The 17,937-nt window shown below is 42.1% G+C and carries 13 protein-coding genes, 1 tRNA gene and 1 other RNA gene; 5 read left to right on the top strand and 10 right to left on the bottom strand.

Annotation, left to right across the window (positions count from 1 at the left end; all coding sequences use genetic code 11):
- Window positions 1-16: 16 nt before the first annotated feature.
- From KDJ85_RS01870 to KDJ85_RS01860, 3 genes are all read left to right on the top strand, one after another.
- A tRNA-Val gene (locus KDJ85_RS01870) sits at window positions 17-93 on the top strand.
- A 405-nt stretch (window positions 94-498) separates the two neighbouring features.
- Window positions 499-1,911 (top strand): pyruvate kinase PykF, encoded by a 1,413-nt coding sequence (gene pykF, locus KDJ85_RS01865; protein ID WP_206084038.1) that lies wholly within the window; start codon window positions 499-501, stop codon window positions 1,909-1,911.
- A gap of 415 nt (window positions 1,912-2,326) precedes the next feature.
- Window positions 2,327-2,563, top strand: a complete 237-nt coding sequence (locus KDJ85_RS01860; protein ID WP_047756290.1) for a major outer membrane lipoprotein — start codon at window positions 2,327-2,329, stop codon at window positions 2,561-2,563.
- 96 nt (window positions 2,564-2,659) lie between these two features.
- On the opposite strand, the gene KDJ85_RS01855 is transcribed toward KDJ85_RS01860, so the two are convergent.
- From KDJ85_RS01855 to ydiJ, 9 genes are all read right to left on the bottom strand, one after another.
- Window positions 2,660-3,724 carry a L,D-transpeptidase family protein gene (locus tag KDJ85_RS01855; protein ID WP_225818238.1) on the bottom strand — a complete coding sequence of 355 codons (1,065 nt, stop codon included), beginning with the start codon at window positions 3,722-3,724 and terminating at the stop codon, window positions 2,660-2,662.
- Window positions 3,725-3,928: 204 nt separating this feature from the next.
- Window positions 3,929-4,345: a cysteine desulfuration protein SufE gene (sufE, locus tag KDJ85_RS01850; protein ID WP_225818354.1), complete on the bottom strand. Its 417-nt coding sequence runs from the start codon at window positions 4,343-4,345 to the stop codon at window positions 3,929-3,931.
- 36 nt (window positions 4,346-4,381) lie between these two features.
- On the bottom strand, window positions 4,382-5,620 hold the full coding sequence (sufS, locus tag KDJ85_RS01845) for a cysteine desulfurase SufS (protein WP_225818237.1): 1,239 nt from the start codon (window positions 5,618-5,620) through the stop codon (window positions 4,382-4,384).
- A 4-nt stretch (window positions 5,621-5,624) separates the two neighbouring features.
- Window positions 5,625-6,932 (bottom strand): Fe-S cluster assembly protein SufD, encoded by a 1,308-nt coding sequence (gene sufD, locus KDJ85_RS01840; RefSeq protein WP_225818236.1) that lies wholly within the window; start codon window positions 6,930-6,932, stop codon window positions 5,625-5,627.
- Complete coding sequence (sufC, locus tag KDJ85_RS01835) at window positions 6,907-7,653, bottom strand: Fe-S cluster assembly ATPase SufC (RefSeq protein WP_047757043.1); 747 nt, start codon at window positions 7,651-7,653, stop codon at window positions 6,907-6,909. Before sufC ends, sufD begins: the two co-directional genes overlap by 26 nt.
- 45 nt (window positions 7,654-7,698) lie before the next feature.
- A complete protein-coding gene (gene sufB, locus KDJ85_RS01830) occupies window positions 7,699-9,198 on the bottom strand; it encodes a Fe-S cluster assembly protein SufB (protein ID WP_225818235.1) in 1,500 nt (499 codons plus the stop codon).
- A gap of 16 nt (window positions 9,199-9,214) precedes the next feature.
- Window positions 9,215-9,583, bottom strand: coding sequence for a Fe-S cluster assembly scaffold SufA (sufA, locus tag KDJ85_RS01825; RefSeq protein WP_047757040.1), 369 nt, complete (start codon window positions 9,581-9,583; stop codon window positions 9,215-9,217).
- A gap of 413 nt (window positions 9,584-9,996) precedes the next feature.
- Complete coding sequence (gene menI, locus KDJ85_RS01820; RefSeq protein WP_225818234.1) at window positions 9,997-10,413, bottom strand: 1,4-dihydroxy-2-naphthoyl-CoA hydrolase; 417 nt, start codon at window positions 10,411-10,413, stop codon at window positions 9,997-9,999.
- Window positions 10,413-13,466 carry a D-2-hydroxyglutarate dehydrogenase YdiJ gene (ydiJ, locus tag KDJ85_RS01815; RefSeq protein ID WP_225818233.1) on the bottom strand — a complete coding sequence of 1,018 codons (3,054 nt, stop codon included), beginning with the start codon at window positions 13,464-13,466 and terminating at the stop codon, window positions 10,413-10,415. The genes menI and ydiJ overlap by 1 nt, the downstream gene beginning before the upstream one ends.
- Window positions 13,467-13,722: 256 nt before the next feature.
- On the opposite strand from ydiJ, the gene ydiK reads away from it, so the two are divergent.
- Window positions 13,723-14,838, top strand: a complete 1,116-nt coding sequence (gene ydiK, locus KDJ85_RS01810) for an AI-2E family transporter YdiK (RefSeq protein WP_225818353.1) — start codon at window positions 13,723-13,725, stop codon at window positions 14,836-14,838.
- A gap of 215 nt (window positions 14,839-15,053) precedes the next feature.
- An RNA gene (gene rprA, locus KDJ85_RS01805) (antisense sRNA RprA) lies at window positions 15,054-15,163 on the top strand.
- A gap of 370 nt (window positions 15,164-15,533) precedes the next feature.
- Here rprA and ppsA read toward each other — a convergent pair.
- The gene (ppsA, locus tag KDJ85_RS01800; protein ID WP_225818232.1) at window positions 15,534-17,912 is read right to left on the bottom strand and encodes a phosphoenolpyruvate synthase; all 2,379 of its coding nucleotides are present in this window, start codon (window positions 17,910-17,912) and stop codon (window positions 15,534-15,536) included.
- Window positions 17,913-17,937: the final 25 nt, after the last annotated feature.

The raw sequence follows: 17,937 nt of genomic DNA, 5'->3' as shown, positions 1-17,937 counted from the left end.
ACGTTAATTTTTCAGTGCGTCCGTAGCTCAGTTGGTTAGAGCACCACCTTGACATGGTGGGGGTCGGTAGTTCGAGTCTACTCGGACGCACCATTTCCTAACTACTTCATTTATATTCCAATATTTTCCTTGATTGTCAGTTAAACTTGCCTTATTTTGTTGCGCAACAATTTAACCCACGCAAAATCAACCGAATAATTGATCTTAGCTATCTCTTCATTCAATTTAGTAAAATTTGATTTGTCTCACAGTTTTTTGTTGTCTATAATACTCTCGCTGGCTGAAAGGTTTCACCAGCAATAAATCAGTATGTTAGCTTTAATGAAACTTGTCGACTACACTATAATTAGAATCAAATTGTGACAAGTTTCATAATAATATTGAATTTAACACCAGACTGTCGCCTATTCTTATAAATGAGTTGCGCAACAAGGTTTATCATGCGCACTAAGCATCGGCGGCAATACCGATTTCCTTTATAACCTTAGATAGACTGCCATGAAAAAAACCAAAATTGTTTGTACTATCGGCCCAAAAACCGAATCTGAAGAAAAACTGACCCAACTCTTAGATGCAGGCATGAATGTCATGCGTCTGAACTTCTCCCACGGTGACTATGAAGAACACGGTCAACGTATCAAAAATCTTCGCTCTGTTTGTGCAAAAACTGGTAAGCAAGCAGCTATTCTGCTAGACACTAAAGGCCCTGAAATCCGTACCATGAAACTAGAAGGCGGCAACGATGTTTCCCTCGTTGCAGGTCAAACCTTTACTTTTACCACAGACACATCTGTCGTTGGTAATAAAGATAAAGTTGCCGTCACCTATGCAGGCTTAACAGCTGATCTAAAAGTAGGTAACACTGTTTTAGTCGATGATGGCCTTATTGGCATGAAAGTCACCAATGTCACCGCGACTGAAGTGGTTTGTGAAGTATTAAACAATGGTGATCTTGGTGAGAAAAAAGGTGTCAACTTACCAGGCGTTTCAATTGGTCTACCTGCATTAGCAGAAAAAGATAAAGAAGACCTTGTGTTCGGTTGTGAACAAGGCGTTGATTTCGTTGCTGCATCATTTATCCGTAAACGCTCTGATGTTGAAGAAATTCGTGCACACCTGAAAAAACACGGCGGCGAAAATATCCAAATTATTTCTAAAATTGAAAACCAAGAAGGTTTAAACAATTTTGATGAGATTTTAGAAGCCTCCGACGGCATCATGGTTGCTCGTGGTGACTTAGGTGTTGAGATCCCAGTTGAAGAAGTTATCTTCGCGCAAAAAATGATGATTGAAAAATGTGTTAAGGCTCGCAAAGTCGTTATCACAGCAACACAAATGTTAGATTCAATGATCAAAAACCCACGCCCTACTCGTGCTGAGGCTGGTGACGTAGCAAACGCCATTTTAGACGGTACTGATGCGGTTATGTTGTCAGGTGAAAGTGCGAAAGGTAAATACCCGGTAGAAGCTGTAACCATTATGGCAACTATCTGTGAACGTACTGACCGCGTGATGCCAACCCGTATTGACAACCAAAAACCAAGCCAGCGCTTACGTGTTACTGAAGCCGTATGCCGTGGTGCGGTTGAAATGTCTGAAAAACTAGACGTTCCACTGATTGTTGTCGCGACCTACGGTGGTAAATCAGCGAAGTCTGTTCGTAAATACTTCCCGACTGCACCAATTCTTGCCTTAACCACGAATGAAGAAACTGCACGCCAATTACTGTTAGTTAAAGGTGTGATCCCAATGATTGTTGGTGGTTTCACTTCTACGGATGATTTCTACCGTGAAGGTAAACGTGCTGCATTAGAAAGCGGTTTAGCGGTTGAAGGGGATGCCGTTGTGATGGTGTCCGGCGCATTAGTTCAAAGCGGAACAACCAATACCTCTTCTGTTCACGTTCTATAATTAATATTTTATAGAATACTAAAAGGCCGATAGTTGTTAATTCAATTATCGGCCTTTTCTATTTTGAGTTAACATTTAGTGCTACCTTGACTTAACTATTTGTCCGTTTAGGTTTCTTTAGCAAATATCCTATCTCTATTTAAGCGTAATATCACAAAACGCTCATTGATTGTTCAAATAACAACCTTCATTAATCTTAATTTAAATTTTTCTTCTTTTTCCTACGACTAAATGTAAAGTATTTCTAGCAAATCTTTAAATTAAGTACTAGCATAAGACTTAGTAAGTGCCATACCCTAATTTTCATTAGGTTGTTTTAAAGGGATATAGCAAGCTTAAAGATAATCGTCTTGGCTCTATTATTTGGTGACTTGCTCTTTATATTTTCAAGATAATCAATCTAGAGGGTAAAATAATGATTCGTACTAAAATTCTACTGGGCTCTATCGTATTAGCTTCAGCATTACTAGCGGGTTGTTCTAACAGCACTGAAGTGCAAAAACTCTCTTCAGACGTACAAACTCTGAATGGTAAAGTTGATCAGCTGAGCAACGACGTTCAGTCACTGCGCTCTGATGTTCAGACAGCTCAAGAAGAAGCAGCACGTGCTAACCAACGTCTGGACAACCAAGTTCGCACTTACAAAAAATAAGTTCGAATTGGTCGTTATCTAGTTAAAACGACGCTTTTTAAAAGCTGATAGTATTTATGAGGGCCTATGAAAATAGGCCCTTATTTTTTGTGCCGATTATTGCGCAGCTAAAGAGGAGCGGTATTTAGTGGGTAATAATGCGCCAATTTTACCATCGTAAATCGGGCCAGGCTGTGAAATGGTGAATGGCTCAATAGGAGTTAGCCCTTCATATTGGTTTTCATGCACAGGTTCATTAGTACCCTGATCATTATTTATACGTACAGGCATTCCAGAACGTCTAGCAAGCTCTTTTTGCACTAAAGCCTTATCAATCCCTTCGTTTTCAAGAAAACGCTTGAAATCGTCAGAGAGCTTAATTGGCATGGTTTGTGGATCATCGTGACTCGAACGGGATAATGGTTGATGCACCTCAATGTAATAGCTGCCATCTGCTTCTTTAGAATATTTCACTGCTTGGTCAATAACTTGGACACGAGTTCCTCTTGGAACTGTTTTAAACAGTGCTTCAATATCATTGGGACGTAAACGGATACAACCAGAACTTACGCGCATTCCAATACCGAAGTCCGCATTGGTACCATGAATTAGATACTCACCACGACCATGAGCCAAACGTAAAGCGTACAATCCCATTGGGTTTTCAGGGCCTGCTGGCACAACCGCGGGTAATGTAATCCCTTCTTTTGCATAATTCTTACGAATATTTGCTGTCGGTGTCCATGTTGGGTCTTTAATCGATTGACTGACTGACGTGACCATTTCTGGGGTATCACGACCTAATTGGCCAATACCAATTGGATAAACAACGACATTGTCGCTGTTTGCAGGGTAGTAATATAAACGTAACTCAGCCAAGTTAATCACGATACCTGTTCTTGGCGTTGATGGTAATAACATTTGCGCAGGAATAATCAACGCTTTACCCGCTTCTGGCAGATAAGGGTCAGTTCCTGGGTTTGCCTCAAGCATTCCCAATAAGCCAATTTCATGCTCACTGGCAATCGCCTCAAGAGGACGGCCATCATTCGGCACCACATACGTGTAATTTTCCCCGATGAGTCGGGTGTTACTGTCAGGTAATGGGTACTCTTTTGCCTGAGCTGGCGCTAACAACGCGCTCATGACAAACAAACTTGCCACCGTTAAAACTCTTTTCATACCTACTCCAAGGAAAATAGTGTGCTTACAATAATGCAATGATTATTGCTCATAATAGCAACTATTCTTAATATCTTTAATACTTAATGAATATTTTAGTTAACTAATATTATTGAACAAATCTTTATTGGATGATAGAGCGTTGACAAAGCACTACGTTAGGGGGGAAATAGACGAGGGAACTGGGTTGCTCCCTCGGTAAAATTAAACTAATTCATTTGCACGGGCTAAGATGGTGCGGATCATCGCATTCAACCCTTGTGTTCGCGAAGGGGTTAAATGTTGTTCTAACGCTAATTGCTCAAAAAAAGATTTTACATCTAACGCTAAAATTTGCTGTGCTGTTTTACCTTGAAAAAGAATAATGACAATCGCCACCAGCCCTTTAACGATTGCAGCGTCGCTATCCCCTGCAAAGGCAATTGTGCCATCAGATTGTAACTGCATATCAATCCACACTTGGCTTTGACAACCCGCTATAAGATTGCTCTCGCTTTTTTGTGTTTCATTAAGTTCAGGCAAACGACCACCCAGCTCAATCATATACAAATAACGTTCTTCCCAATCCTGGCAACGCGCAAAATTACGTAATAATTTATTTTCATCGGGTAATGCAGGCATACTCACTTCCTTTACCATTTACTTATTTCTTTGTGCTTAGCCTAACAATTTTTTAATGCGCTGTAACGCATTGAATAACGCATCAATATCTTCTTTAGTGGTATAAATTCCCACCGAAGCACGGCACATAGCAGGAATGTGGTAATGTTCCATCAATGGTAAAGCGCAGTGGTGCCCTGTTCGAATAGCAATACCATACCTATCCAAAAAAGACCCCACATCGTAGGCATGGTGTTCACCAAGGTTAAAAGCCAAAACGCCTTCACGTTGGTCATTACCGTATAGCCTGATGGACGGGATGTCTTTGAGTTTTTGCGATGCATACGCCATAATTTGCGCTTCATAAGCAAAAACATCGCGTAAATTTAATGCAGTTAAATAGTCAAATGCGGCACCCAACCCAATAATTGCACTCACATTTGGCGTGCCCGCTTCAAAACGCCAAGGCGCATCTGCAAAGGTAATCCCCTTAGTTAGGCTAACTTGGCGGATCATCGCCCCGCCGCCTTCCCATGGTGGCATCACATCTAAGATAGCCTTTTTCCCGAACAAAATACCAATACCCGTTGGCCCGTATAATTTGTGCCCCGAGAACACATAAAAATCACAGTCCAGATCCTGTACATCAACCTGTTGATGCATCGCACCTTGGGCACCATCCACTAAAATTGCCAGTTCACTGCTTTTTTGCGAGGCAATATCACGTGCTTGCTGGATAATCTCTTTAACTGGGTTTACCGTGCCTAGCACATTCGAAATATGTGTGAAGCTCAGTAACCGTGTTCGTGCATCGATAAATTCATTGAGTTTATCTAGCTGTAAAGTTCCATCATCTGAAATAGGGATCACACGCACTTCAAAACCAATTTCTTCGGCTAATAGAAACCAAGGAACGATATTGGCATGGTGCTCCATTTCGGTGATGACGATATTATCGCCTTCAAAGAGATGTTTGCGCCCGTAGCTATTGGCAACGAGGTTAATCCCTTCGGTGGTACCTTTAACAAAAATAATTTCTTCGTTTGAACCTGCATTGATGAAATCTGCGGCCTTTTGGCGCACCTCTTCCATCATGGTTGTCGCATTGGCACTGAGCGTGTGAATGCCGCGGTGAACCGCGGCATACTGATGTAACGTAAATTCACTCTCGCGCTCAATAACTTGCAACGGTTTTTGCGCACTCGCTGCACTGTCTAAATAGACGAGTGGATGGTTATTCACTGATTGTGATAAGGCAGGGAAATCCTGCCTGACTAACGCAACATCAAATGACATGGGATTAAACCTCCGCTAAGCGCTGGCGGATGTTTGCCATCACAGCGTGCTTTAACTCTTCTGACTCAATAGACTCAGTCAATTCCGCAGCAAATGCGATGATAATCATATGCTTAGCTGCTTTACCATCAATTCCTCTTGAGCGCAGATAAAATAATTGCTCATCATCGATTCGACCGACTGTCGCACCATGGCCACATTTCACGTCGTCTGCATAAATTTCAAGCTGTGGCTTGGTATCAATTTCAGCCTTATCACCGAGCAACAAGGTATTGTTCGTCATTTGGCCATCAGTTTTCAGCGCATTTGGGGCAACCTTGATCATCCCATTAAACACCGCTTTACTGCTGTCCATCGCAATCACTTTATGCAATTGACGGCTGTTGCAGAAACTGTTGTTATGCTCCAAATACGTCCGCGTATCTGCAATTTCACTATCTTTTGGCAACAATAAGCTATTAAGCTCAAGCTCTGTATTTTCACCATCAAGACGAGTACTCGTGTGGTTACGTGTTAAACCCGCACCCAACAAGAAACTGGTGCTTTTAACGCGGCTATCACGCCCAACCACAATATCGTTATGAGCGAAATGTTGCGCCTGTGAATTTTCCACATTTAGCTTGAAGTGGCTAAAGTCTGCATTGTCAGCCACTTCGGCAGTTAAACGACTCCCCGTCATGTGCGCTTGACCATTTAAACTGACAAAGTGTTCAATGACCTGCGCTTTACTATTGGTATCGAGTGTTAAATGATAACGATACTGGCTGATATTCATCGCCTGTTCATCATTTTTGCCACTCGAAATATTCAGTAAATACAAGGGTTTTTCTGCTATTTTATTCGCAGCCAAGTGAATCACTAACGGCTGTACTGCCAAGCTTTCCGTTAAATGCAAAAAGATTTCGCTATTAACCGGTGCAGGGAGTAAATCTTGATTATCGAGCAGAGACACTTGGAAAGGCCCGACATCAATAGAACTCAGCGCTGAGCTATAGCGCCCATCAATTAATACAATACGGTAAGCATCAATCGGTAAGGCTAATTTTTCACATTCACTCGCGACGGCATCTGCATCACTAAACTGGTATTGCGTATTCAGCACGCTATTTAGTGGTGTGTAGTGCCAGTCTTCATGACGAAACGCAGGTAAGCCGACTTGTTTAGCCTGCTCCCAATGGTTTTTTGCGTGCTGTGAATTTTCGCCTAAGCGTTGTTCGAATAGCTTCGCAAAGCGTGACATAGCTTGCTCATTCAGTGCAGCAACTTCAGCACGCTTTTGTGCTCTTTCACTGTTGGTCAATAAGCCAGCCATAACCCTGCTCCTCCAGTTTTTTCGCCAAACTGAAATCACCTGATTTGATGATTTTCCCTTGATATAAAACGTGGACAAAGTCAGGTTTTACATAATCTAAAATGCGCTGATAGTGTGTCACAATAATAAATGAACGTTCAGGAGAACGCAGTGAATTCACACCGTTAGCGACAATTTTCAAGGCATCAATATCCAGCCCCGAATCCGTTTCATCAAGAATACACAGTTGTGGTTCTAATGCGGCCATTTGCAGGATATCATTACGCTTTTTTTCACCGCCGGAGAAACCGACATTAACTGAACGCGCTAATAAATCCTCTGGCATTTCCAATAATTTAATTTTATCTTCGATAAAATCTTGGAAATCAAAACGGTCTAATGCATCTTGCTGGCGATATTCGCGCACTGCGTTAACAGCTGTTTGTAAGAAAAATTGGTTACTTACGCCAGGAATTTCAACTGGGTATTGGAATGCTAAGAAAACACCTTCGCCCGCTCGTTCTTCAGGGTCTAATTCAAAGAGATCTTTACCTTTGAAGGTCACTGAACCGCTATCAATTTCATATTCTTCACGACCCGCAAGCGTTGCCGATAATGTACTTTTACCTGAACCATTTGGGCCCATGATGGCGTGAACCTCCCCTGGTTTCACTTCCAGAGATAACCCTTTTAAAATTTCATTACCTTCTACACTCACGTGTAAATCTTTAACACTTAACATATTTACATGCCTTTAGCGCTCACGCGCAAATAAACTCGATAAGGATCAGCCAACGCTGTGCTCTAAGCTGATCGCCAGCAATTTTTGTGCTTCTACGGCAAACTCTAATGGAAGTTCCGAGAACACATCTTTACAGAAACCATTCACAATCATAGAAATAGCATCATCTTCGCTAATTCCCCGTTGTAAGCAGTAAAACAGCTGGTCTTCGCCAATACGTGAAGTTGTGGCTTCGTGCTCAAGTTGTGCCGTATTATTTTTAACTTCTACATAGGGGAACGTATGTGCCCCACACTGTGTGCCGATTAACATGGAGTCACACTGCGTGAAGTTACGTGCATTTTGCGCACTTGGCAGGATTTTGACTAAACCACGGTAGCTGTTTTGGCTCTTACCCGCAGAAATCCCTTTTGAGATAATCGTTGAACGGGTGTTTTTCCCGATGTGGATCATCTTGGTTCCCGTATCTGCTTGTTGGTTACCGTTTGTCAGTGCCACAGAGAAGAACTCACCGACTGAGTTATCCCCTTTAAGGATCACGCTTGGGTATTTCCAAGTTATCGCCGAGCCTGTTTCAGACTGCGTCCACGACATTTTAGAGTTTTCGCCTTCACACAGAGCACGCTTAGTCACAAAGTTTAAAATACCGCCTTCTTCGCTATCCCCACCAGAGAACCAGTTTTGAACAGTGGAATATTTAACTTCGGCATCTTTATGAATAATCACTTCGACCACTGCTGCGTGCAGCTGGTAGCTATCACGAACAGGCGCAGAACACCCTTCGATATAACTGACATAACTGCCTTCATCTGCAATTAAAATGGTGCGTTCAAATTGCCCTGTTTTGGCTGCATTAATGCGAAAATAGGTGGAGAGCTCCATTGGGCAATGCACCCCTTTAGGGATGTACACAAAGGTGCCGTCAGAAGCCACCGCCGCATTTAACGCTGCAAAAAAGTTATCGTTGCTTGAAACGACGCTACCCAAGTATTTCTGAACTAATTCAGGGTATTCTTGGATAGCCTCGCTAAATGAACAGAAGATCACGCCATGTTTAGCAAGATCCTCACGATAAGTCGTGGATACTGATACGGAGTCAAAAATTGCATCCACTGCAACCGCTTTACCTTCACGAACAGGCACACCTAATTGGTTGAAAGCTTCTTCGACTTCTGCTGTTAAGTAATTATTGGTTTCGGCAACACCCGTTGCTTGGGTTGCCCCAGATTGGGAACCACAGGTATCATCACACGAGCCACAAGATGGCGCAGAATAATAACTGTAATCCTGATAATCAAGATTTGGGTAATGCGCTTTGAGCCAATGGGGCTCTTCCATGCCTTTCCAGTGATTAAAGGCATCAAGGCGGAATTGTAACATCCACTCAGGCTCATTACGTTTCGCGGAAATAGCACGAACAACATCTTCGTTGATCCCTTTTGCCATTTCATCTGTTGCGACTTCCGTAAAGAAGCCCTCTTTATAACGCTGGTCATCAAGCCAGCTTTGAACATCATCGCCAACTTCTACATTGCTCTGTGACATAATCTGACTTCACATGTTAAACGCCGAAGCTTTCACCACACCCACAGGCATGTTGGGCTTTCGGGTTATTGAATTTGAAAATTTGATTCAGCCCTTCTTGGACGTAATCAACGACTGTGCCATCAATAAATGGCATTGCTTCTTTTGGCACATAAAGGTGCGCGCCATCGAGTTCAAATAACAGATGGTTGTCGGTTGGATTTTCGATCATTTCAAAAACATAACCGAAACCCGCGCAGCCAGACTGTTTAACGCCGAGTGAAAGCCCTTTGGTATTTGGGTTTTGCACCATCAATTTTTTGATTTGTTTTGCAGCGCTTTGTGTCAGGCTAACTCCCTGCCAATTGTTTTCATCAAATGAAAATGTCTCTACACCGTCAGTCATATTGACCCCACATTTCTTATGGCTTTTCAGCCTGTTATCAGGAGATTAACTCTGTCTACCCTATGGTAATGATTACCTATGCTACTTCAACCATTTGTTTTAAGAGGTTATAGCTATTTTAGCGTTTTTTTTATCCAAATTAAGCTTATTTATTAACCAAAAACAACTAATAACACATATAAGACAATGAAAAATAACAGATAAATAGAGTTGTATTTTTTATTGAATTTTGTACTAATAAATACACAAAAATGACACAAATTAATAAAGATGCATTTATTATACAACTTAATTTATTTGAGAAAAATGAAAATGCATTCATCTGAATATATAGATGGGGTCAGTTAATAAAAACAACAACTCGTTTTCGAGATATTTTCCCGAAAACGAGGTAGACGTGACAAAGAAAGGATTTACTCAAATAACACCGCGGTTGTTAGACGTGATGTACAACATAGCTTGCCTTGCTCATTAAAAATTTCAATGTTCCAGACTTGCTGACGGCGACCTAGATGAATGGGCTTGCAAACGCCACGCACAATGCCCGAACGCGCTGCACGAACATGGTTAGCATTAATTTCAACGCCCACCACGCGCTGTTCTCCTTCAGTGCACATATAACCTGCGATAGAACCTAGTGATTCTGCCAGTACCACGGATGCACCACCATGCAACAAACCAAAAGGCTGCTTCGTTCGTTCATCCACAGGCATCGTGCCTTCCATATAATCATCACCCACTTTGGTGATTTCGATACCAATGTGCCCTAACATGCAAGTTTTTGACATTTCAGCTAATTGCGTTAAATCAAATTGACGTTTCCAAATCATTAAACAATCTCCAACAAGGCTTGAATTGGGTGTTTTATTAACGTATTTTCCATGCGTTTTACTTGGCTGCGACAAGAATAACCTGAACTCAAACAACGCTCTTTAGGCAGTGACGACATCGCCCCTTTCCAAGATAAGTTATAAACTCCTTTCGAGTTTTCTAGGTTTGCAACCTCGTGCCCATAAGTCCCCGCCATTCCGCAGCACCCCACACTCACATTATTAAGCTGATGCCCGAAGCGTGCAAATAAAGACGCCCATTGGTTCGCACTGTTTGGCAGTGCTGTCGATTCGGTACAATGACCAAAAAAGTACCATGGCTGTGCTTCGCTTGTTTGTGCAATTTGTGGTTCAGGCAAGGTAATTAGCCATTCATGGGCCAACATTACTGTAAATTGGCACTGGTCTTTGCCTAAGATTTCATGATATTCATCGCGATAACACAAGACCAACGCAGGGTCGACGCCCACCATTGGCAATTGCAATTTTGCCACGCGGTTTAAGAAGTCTGCGGTCTTACGGGCTGTTTTCGCAAATTTGGCCAGAAAACCTTTGATATGTTGCGCTTTACCATTCGGTGAAAACGGCAACAACACAGGTTTATAACCTAATTTTTCGATTAAACGCACGAAATCAGCAACAACTTTCGCATCGTAATAGCTGGTAAATGGGTCTTGCACCACTAGCACATAGCTTTCCCGTTGGCTTGCCCCCATCCCTTCAAGCTGCTCTAATGTCATGGATACTGCAGCATGGCCTGAAAGCTCTTGTTTTAAGGTTGGCTGCGAAAATAGCGGTAAATCCACCATGCCGATAGTGCGCTCACTGAGTTTCTGCACAATGTTTTGACGTAGAAAAAAGTTAAAAACACCAGGCGCTTTTGACAGTAACGGCGCACTTAATTCCACATTCGCAACGATATGATCACGAACTGGTCGCAAATAACGGCCGTGATATAACGCTAAAAATTTCGCTCTAAACGATGGAACATCAATTTTGATTGGGCATTGTGTTGAACACGCCTTACACGCTAAACACCCTGACATCGAGGCTTTTACTTCATGGGAAAAGTCATAATCCCCTTGCTTAGCTCGCCAGCTGTTGCGTGTTTTCTCAATCACCCCGCGTAATGATGGTTGGCTTTGCATGATGCCTTTTTCAAGATTCTCTGGTGTCATACCTTGCTCGGCAAGTAATCTCAGCCATTCACGCACCAAGGTAGCACGCCCTTTTGGTGAATGAATACGTTGCCCACTGATTTTCATTGATGGGCACATCGGGCTCTTCACATCAAAGTTAAAACAAAGCCCATTACCATTACAGTCCATTGCACCACGAAACTCTTGACGCATTTGTACAGGGATTTGCCTGTCGTAAGTTCCTCGTTTAATACCATCTACTTGTTTCATTGGTACATCTAAACCCGCTGGTGGGCAAATTTTACCTGGGTTCAAACGGTTATCAGGGTCGAAAGCTGCTTTGATATTGCGCAACTCACCGTACAGTACCTCACCAAAAAACTCAGGGCTATACTCCGCGCGGAAACCTTTACCGTGTTCCCCCCAAAGGAGCCCTCCGTATTTCGCTGTTAATGCAACAATTTCATCAGAAATTTGTTTCATCAATATTTCTTGCTGCGGGTCACACATATCTAACGCAGGGCGCACATGTAAAACCCCTGCATCCACGTGCCCAAACATGCCATAATTGAGTTTATGGTTATCCAGCAACGCCCTGAATTCAACAATATAATCAGCAAGATGCTCAGGGGGGACACATGTATCCTCAACAAATGGGATTGGCTTAGCGGCCCCTTTACTGTTGCCCAGTAAACCAACCGCCTTTTTACGCATATTATAAATACGAGTGATATCTTCAAGATCATGACAGGTTTGGTAGCCAATCACGCCAGCTTGGTTGCTTGCCATTAATTCATCTAAGCGCTGGCACAGGCTTTCAGTCAATTGATTAATTTCATCTTCATCGTCACCACTAAATTCAACGATGTTTAGTCCTAACATTTCTTTGTTTGGCACATCTGTAATTAACGCTTTGACGGAGTGCCAAACGATGTCTTCTTTTGCAAGGTTAAGGACTTTTGAATCCACCGTTTCAACCGATAACGCTTTGGCTTGTACCATAAATGGTGCATTGCGCAGCGCAGACTCAAATGAATCGTATTTCACATTCACTAAACGGCGCACTTTAGGAAGCGGCGTAATATCCAAAGTCGCTTCCGTAATAAAGGCAAGAGACCCTTCTGACCCTGTCAAAATACGCGTGAGGTCAAACTCCGTTAATTCATCATTAAATACATGTCGTAAATCGTAGCCCGTTAAGAACCGATTAAGTTTGGGGAATTTTGTTTCAATTAATTGACGTTGTTCAAGACAGCGTTCTAAAACCGTTTTATAGATACGTCCTATTATTGAATCTTCAGACGCAATCGTTTGGGCGAGCGCAATAGGCATAGCGCGTGTATCAAGGCACTCACCTCCCAATACCATTGCTTTAACGCCTAATACGTGGTCTGAGGTTTTACCGTACACCAGCGAACCTTGTCCCGATGCATCTGTGTTAATCATCCCGCCTAATGTGGCGCGGTTACTGGTCGATAATTCGGGTGAGAAAAAATAGCCGTACGGCTTTAGAAATTGATTCAGCTGATCTTTAATAACACCCGCCTCGACCTTAACCCAGCCTTGCTCAGGGTTAATTTCTAAAATGCGGTTCATATAACGAGACATATCGACAACAATCCCTTCTGTTAAGGATTGCCCGTTCGTTCCCGTACCTCCGCCACGTGGTGTAAAAGTGAGCTCACGGTATTTTTCTTGCCCTGCAACACGTGTAATAATTTGCACGTCAGCACTGGAACGCGGGAAAACGACGGCTTGGGGCAGCAACTGGTAGATACTGTTGTCTGTCGCCATTGATAATCTTTCTGCATAACTGGTGCCATTATCACCCGTAAAACCTTGTTCTTGTAACTCATGCAAGAACGTGATGACGAGTTGGCTGAGATGAGGTGCTTCTGATATACGCGGGATCATTATTAACGATGACTCTTGTTGTTTAGTGTTCGCATTACTCGTTATGTACTATCTTTATTTTAAGTTGCACAATAGTGTCTTAGGTTTATGAAAAATGGTATTCACAGCCTGTAAAGACAGTACAGCCGCTGATGACATTGTCATCATGAACCATATCACAATATTGTTTTTTTTAACCGTGAAAAATAATTACGTTATTTTCACCTTAAAAAAGGCCATACAAGCAGAATTTTCATTTGTTAAGGATCAATCATTAATGGAAAAATCGCAAAAACGTTTGGATCTTCCCAAACTTATTTTCGGGCTGTTATCCATCGTTTTACTGATAGCGGCCTGCTTTTGGGTGCTTAACCCCTTTATTCTGGGTTTTGTTTGGGCTGGAATGATGGTCATTGCCACTTGGCCGTTGTTATTGCGCCTCGAGGCACGCCTATGGCATAAAAGATGGCTTGCTGCCTTAATGATGGTTCTCCTCATTTTACTCCTGTTTGTTATTCCACTTGGTATCTTAATCGGCAGTATTATTGAGAATAGCTCCCCACTTATTGAGCTAGCAAAATCGCCATCTAATCTTACATTACCAGACTTAGAGTGGTTAAATACCATTCCAATGGTGGGTGAGAAAATTTATTACGCATGGCACAGCTTGGTCGCAAGTGGTGGTAACGCCCTGCTGGCAAAAATTCAGCCATACTTTGGGCAAGCAGCGGGTTGGTTTGCCACACAAGCGATTAGTGCAGGACGCTTTGTTTTCCACTTAGTATTAATGTTGCTTTTTAGTGGCTTACTCTACCTAAAAGGCGAAACAGTCATGTTAGGCATGCGTCATTTTGCCGTTCGCTTGGCGGGGATCCGTGGTGATGCTGCTGTTGTCTTAGCTGCACAATCCATTCGTGCAGTTGCACTCGGTGTGGTGGTGACTGCATTGATTCAAGCGATTGTCGGTGGTATTGGCCTTGCACTCTCTGGCATTAGCTACGCGGCTATTCTGACCGTATTGCTGTTTATTTGCTGTGTAGCGCAATTAGGGCCCTTATTAATCATGATCCCTTCAGTGTTATGGTTATTTTGGACTGGCGACACCACATGGGGCATTATTTTGGCGATTTGGGCTGCAATAGTGGCCACCATGGATGGTGTACTACGTCCATGGCTGATTAAAATGGGCGCTGATTTACCGATGGTACTGATCCTTGTTGGGGTTATCGGCGGAATTTTATCATTTGGTATGATCGGGTTATTTATTGGCCCTGTTGTTTTGGCGGTTTCATACAGTCTATTGAAAGCTTGGATGAACGAAGTTGCCCCTCCTAATGAAGACCTCAGCGAAACCGAAAAATTTCTCGAAGAAGAATTCTTGATTAAGAAATAGTTTTAGTTAATTGAAACAGATATGTTTATCGATAAGCATATTTGTTTCATTAATGGTTTATCTCGCATTAATATTTAGAAACAATATTTAACATTCTAACGTTAGTATTCAGCTTAAATTATGTTAACATAAAACCACTGAATATTTCTCTTTACGTAACAATAAGTAATATTAATATTGAGAGTGTTCTTAATGAATGTATAATTCAACTAGTTTATTATCTAATTATTGAATTAAATCCCTATGCCATTCATTTTCGGCGTAGTGAAAAACGAATTGCTGTGTGTAGTCTTTGCCTGTCAGCCCATGATAGGCTTTTTTTTTGCCTAAGTATTCAATATGAATAATATTCACATCCAAATTAAATCATCAGCTTACAAACATTGATTGAAATCAATTTTTAATTTACATTAAATAAATATACTCCTTTAGCATTATATCCCCACTTTCATTTTAATTAATCACGTTAATTATTAATCCAACATCACACACTATTACACACATTAAGAGTAATAATAGGCATGTATTTATAATATATTTGACATATTAAATGCATAATCATTCGCTATTTTTTATATCTATCTTATTAAGTAGTCATTATTACCTATTGCAATTATAGGTATTTTAAATGAGTAAAAAGCCAATTGGGAGATACCCAATCGGCCTTTTTCAACTAATAGTAATAAATCGTTTTATTATTGGTTCTCTGCGATTGTTAGCCACGTTTGAACCACTGTATCTGGGTTCAATGATAAGCTATCAATGCCTTCATCAACTAACCACTGAGCAAAATCTTGGTGGTCAGATGGGCCTTGCCCACAAATTCCAACATATTTATTCTGACGTTTTGCCGCTTTAATCGCCATAGACAGCATCGCTTTAACAGCATCATTACGCTCATCAAATAGCTCTGAAACAACGCCAGAGTCTCTATCCAAGCCTAATGTTAGCTGAGTCATATCGTTAGAGCCGATTGAAAAACCATCAAAATGCTCAAGGAATTGTTCGGCTAATAGTGCGTTTGAAGGAATTTCACACATCATAATCACTTTTAAGCCATTTTCACCACGCCTTAGATCATGTTTCGCCAGCTCAGCAATAACAGACTCAGCTTGTGCAACAGTACGCACAAACGGGATCATTACTTCAACGTTAGTTAACCCCATGGTATTACGCACACGTTTAACCGCTTCACACTCCAACGCAAAACATGCGCGGAAACTATCAGAGACGTAACGCCCTGCACCACGGAAACCTAACATTGGGTTTTCTTCTTCTGGCTCATAAATGTCACCACCAACTAAGTTGGCGTATTCATTTGATTTAAAGTCAGATAAACGAACAATCACACGTTTCGGCCAGAATGCTGCCGCTAAAGTAGAAATCCCTTCAGTTAATTTGCCGATATAAAACTCAATCGGATCCTCATAGCCTGCCATCATTTCGCGAATTTCAGCTTGTAATTCAGGAGATTGTTTATCAAATTCCAGTAATGCTCTTGGATGAACCCCAATCATACGGTTAATGATAAATTCCAAACGTGCCAAACCCACACCTTCGTTTGGTAAACAAGCAAAATCAAATGCGCGATCAGGGTTACCCACGTTCATCATAATTTTGACGTTTAAATCAGGCATATCGCTGACTTCTGAACTGTGAATTTCAAATGCTAACTCACCGTCATATACAAAACCTGTATCACCTTCCGCACAAGAAACCGTCACATTTTGACCTTCTTGTAAGCGCTCTGTTGCATCCCCACACCCGACTACCGCAGGAATACCTAATTCACGAGCAATAATTGCAGCGTGGCATGTACGTCCACCACGGTTTGTGACGATAGCGGCAGCCTTTTTCATGATAGGTTCCCAATCAGGGTCTGTCATGTCAGTGACCAACACATCACCAGGCTGAATTCTATCCATTTCGCTAAGGTTATGGATAACTTTCACCTTACCTGCACCGATACGATGACCAATAGCACGGCCTTCTACCAGCACTTGACCTTGTTGTTTTAACTGGTAACGCTCCATCACTTGTTGATTAGAACGCACAGTCTCTGGTCTTGCTTGAACAATATACAGACGCCCATTATGGCCATCTTTCGCCCATTCTATATCCATTGGACGACCATAGTGTTTTTCAATCTGCAGTGCTTGGCGAGCCAGCTCTTCAACCTCAAGATCAGTCAAAGAGAAACGATTGCGTAACCCTTCTGGCACATCTTCAATTTGCACTTGTTTACCGTGCTCTTTACTGTTGGCATACACCATTTGTAATTTTTTAGAACCAAGGGTACGGCGCACAATTGCAGGACGGTTATTTTTCAGAGTTGGCTTGTGTACATAGAACTCATCAGGGTTCACAGCACCTTGTACTACCATCTCACCTAAACCATAAGCTGAGGTGATGAAAACAACCTGATCAAAGCCCGATTCAGTGTCAATGGTGAACATAACACCCGATGACGCTAAATCAGAACGAACCATTCTTTGCACACCTGCAGATAATGCCACACCGCGGTGGTCATAACCTTGGTGTACACGATAAGAGATTGCGCGGTCGTTAAATAAAGATGCAAACACGTGTTTAATCGCAACTAAAACAGCATCAATACCTTGAACGTTCAAAAATGTTTCTTGTTGCCCTGCAAACGAAGCATCTGGCATATCTTCTGCAGTAGCAGACGAACGCACAGCAAATGAAGCTTCAGCTTCACCTTCAGAAAGCTGAGCAAACGCATCACGAATATCTTGTTCCAACTCCTTCGTCAGTGGGGTATCAATCACCCATTGACGGATCTGAGCACCTGCTACAGCCAGTTGGTTCACATCATCAATATCCGTTTCATCTAGCAGGTTATAAATGCGCTGATTTACACCGCTCTGCTCCAGAAAATCATTAAACGCCTGTGCGGTTGTCGCGAAACCGTTAGGTACGGATACACCCAGATCAGATAAGTTAGTGATCATTTCACCGAGAGAGGCGTTTTTGCCACCAACACGGTCAACATCATTCATCCCTAATTGGTTATACCAAAGTACATTACACGGAGTGAGGCCATTTGTGGACATTGAAAGCGATCCTTTTATAGCAATT

This window comes from Providencia vermicola, from assembly GCF_020381325.1.
In the GTDB taxonomy this organism is placed as follows: Bacteria; Pseudomonadota; Gammaproteobacteria; order Enterobacterales; family Enterobacteriaceae; genus Providencia; species Providencia vermicola.
The sequence above is the reverse complement of the archived record's forward strand: the minus strand, read 5'-3'. Positions and strand labels throughout refer to the sequence as shown.